The following is a 2,724-nucleotide window of genomic DNA, read 5'->3' as shown; positions in this document are numbered from 1 at the left end:
GCCCGAGAATCACAAAAGGGAAGGCGATCCCGTCATTGAGCCCGGCCTCACCGGACAGGCCAAACCGCACACTGTCGACGTCCCGCGCATCATTGACCTGCACCAGGGCGGCGAGCACGGGGTCGGTTGGCGCCAGAATCGCACCGATCAGCAGCGACGGCCCCCACGGTAGCTGCAAGCCCCAATGCAACAGCAGGCATACCCCGGCGATGGTCAGCACCATCACCGGGCCCGCGAGGCCGAAGGCTATCCGCCAGCGTTTGTCGCGCAGCGGCAAGCGCAACTTGAGGCCGCAGACGAACAGCGAAAACAGCACCGCGACTTCCGTCAGGTGCTCCATCCATAACGAGGCGTCGTCCAGCGACAGTTTCAACAGATCAAGGCCGCTGGGACCGATGCCGATCCCGAGTAGCAGGCAGACCGCCGATGTGGTCACCGGCATCCAGCGCAGGTACGACGAGGTCAGCGCCAGGGTCAACAGCACAGCGCCCAGCACGGCGACCCACACGGTAAAGCTCATAAGATGCCGCCTTGGATATTGGGTGTGACTGCCGTTCTGAGCAGGCGCAGCCTTCGGCAGCGCCTGCAGGGTCGTGTTGCTGTGTGAATAGCGCGGAATCAGAGCATCGGTTTGCCACCCGTCACGCCGTAGCGCTGGCCAGTGATGTAGCTGGCTTCGTCCGACGCCAGCAGCACATAGATCGGCGCCACTTCCACCGGTTGTCCGGGGCGCCCGAGTGGGGTTTCGCTGCCGAAATTCTGGACTTCTTCATCCGGCATGGTCGAGACGATCAGCGGGGTCCAGATCGGCCCCGGTGCCACGCAGTTCACGCGGATCTCTTTCGGCCCGAGCATCTGGGCCAGGCCACCGGTGAAGTTGGCGATCGCGCCTTTGGTGGTGGCGTAGGCGAGCAGGGTCGGCTTGGGCAAATCGGAGTTGATCGAACTGGTGTTGATGATCGACGCGCCGGGGCGCATGTGTTTGATCGCCGCCTGACACAAGCGGAAAATCGCGGTGATGTTGACGTCAAAGGTCATCACCCATTCTTCGTCGGGGATTTCTTCAAAGGTTTCGTGGGTCATCTGGAACGCGGCGTTGTTGACCAGCACGTCGATGCGGCCAAAGCGTTCGATGGTCTGGTCGACCAGCGCCTGGCAGTGGGCCTTTTGCGCGAGGTCACCGGGCAACAACAGGCACTGGCGACCGGCCTGCTCGACCCAGCGCGCGGTCTCTTTGGCGTCGTCATGTTCATCGAGATAAGCCACGACGACGTCTGCGCCTTCACGGGCAAAGGCAATCGCCACGGCGCGACCGATGCCGCTGTCGGCGCCGGTGATCAGCGCAATTTTGCCGGCCAGCCGGCCGGAACCGACATAGCTTTGTTCGCCGCAGTCGGGATAAGGCTGCATTTTGCCTTGCTCGCCGGGCACCGCCTGGGCCTGTTTGGGGAAGGGGGGTTTTGGATAGTCGGTCATCGCAAATCTCCGGGTCTCATGGCAGGTATGAGAGGTTGACCCGGGCGGTTTGCCGTGAGTTCGATCAGATTTGGTGAGCTGGCAAGCCAGCTCCCACATCAATCAAAGTGTTTTCAGGTATTGCGGTCAGCCAGGGCTCGCTCCATCCGGGCAATACCGTCTTCGAGCATTGAACGCGGGCAGCCGAAGTTCAGGCGCACGAACTGTTGGTGCTGGTCGCCGAAGTCCAGACCGGCGCTCAAGCCGACTTTGGCCTGTTCCAGAAAGAACTGCTGAGGATTGGCCAGATCCAGCGCCGAGCAATCGAGCCACGCCAGATACGTGCCCTGCGGCACGTTGAGGGTCACGCCGGGCAGCCGGCGGCGCACGGCGTCCACCAGCCAGTCACGGTTGGCCTGCAGATAGGTTTTCAACTCGGCCAGCCACGGCCCGGCTTCGCTGTAGGCGACGCGGGTGGCTTCCATGCCCAGCGGGTTGACACTGTCGACCATGCCGCAGCGGGCGTGGTTGACGCGTTCGCGCAGGGCGGCGTCCTGGATGATCATGAACGAGGTCTTGAGACCGGCGATGTTGTAGGCCTTGCTCGCCGACATCAGGGTGATGGTGCGGCGGGCGATTTCCGGGCTCAGGGAAGCGGTCGGGATGTGCACGCGACCGTCGAAGCACAGTTCGGCGTGGATTTCGTCGGAGATGATCCACGCGTCCCGGGCAACACAGATATCCGCCACCGCTTGCAGTTCTTCACGGCCGAACACCTTGCCGATCGGGTTGTGCGGGTTGCTCAGCAGCAGCGCGCCGCCACCGATCAGTGATTCACGCAAGCCCTCCAAGGGGGTCAAGTAAGTGCCGTCAGCCTGTGCGACGAATTCGAGCTCGACCTTGTTCAAGCCCCAGTGGCCCGGCGCATGGCGCAGCGGCGGGTAGTTGGGCACTTGCACCACGACGTTCTGTTGCGGCTGCACCAGCGCTTTCAAGGCCATGTTGAAACCGGACTCAACGCCCGGCAGAAAGATCAGCTCCTGAGGTTTGACCTGCCACGCGAACTTGCTCCAGAGGTCGGCAACGATGGCCTCGCGCAGGTTGTCCTGCGCCACGCTGTAACCCAACAGCGGGTGCAGCAGACGCTGCTGCAGTGCCTCGATCACCACCGGCGGTGCGGCGAAATCCATATCAGCGACCCACATCGGCAACACGTCGGCCGGGTAGCGGCTCCACTTGGTGCTGCCGGTGTTGTGGCGGTCGAATACC

General features: G+C 63.0%; 3 protein-coding genes. All 3 read right to left on the bottom strand.

The window, feature by feature from the left end:
• On the bottom strand, window positions 1–520 hold a 520-nt coding region (locus tag DBR24_RS27245; protein WP_177490690.1), incomplete at its 3' end, for a cation:proton antiporter.
• A gap of 98 nt (window positions 521–618) precedes the next feature.
• Window positions 619–1,476 (bottom strand): glucose 1-dehydrogenase, encoded by an 858-nt coding sequence (locus DBR24_RS27240; RefSeq protein WP_128616263.1) that lies wholly within the window; start codon window positions 1,474–1,476, stop codon window positions 619–621.
• A 113-nt stretch (window positions 1,477–1,589) separates the two neighbouring features.
• On the bottom strand, window positions 1,590–2,724 hold a 1,135-nt coding region (locus tag DBR24_RS27235; protein WP_128616262.1), incomplete at its 5' end, for a MalY/PatB family protein.

It is taken from the genome of Pseudomonas sp. HMWF006 (assembly GCF_003061205.1).
Classification (GTDB): domain Bacteria; phylum Pseudomonadota; class Gammaproteobacteria; order Pseudomonadales; family Pseudomonadaceae; genus Aquipseudomonas; species Aquipseudomonas monsensis.
This window is presented reverse-complemented; position numbering and strand designations above follow the sequence as displayed.

Bases quoted from the DNA above. Each gene is read 5' to 3' on its own strand.
- DBR24_RS27240 (WP_128616263.1), bottom strand. From the start codon at position 1,476: ATGACCGACTATCCAAAACCCCCCTTCCCCAAACAGGCCCAGGCGGTG.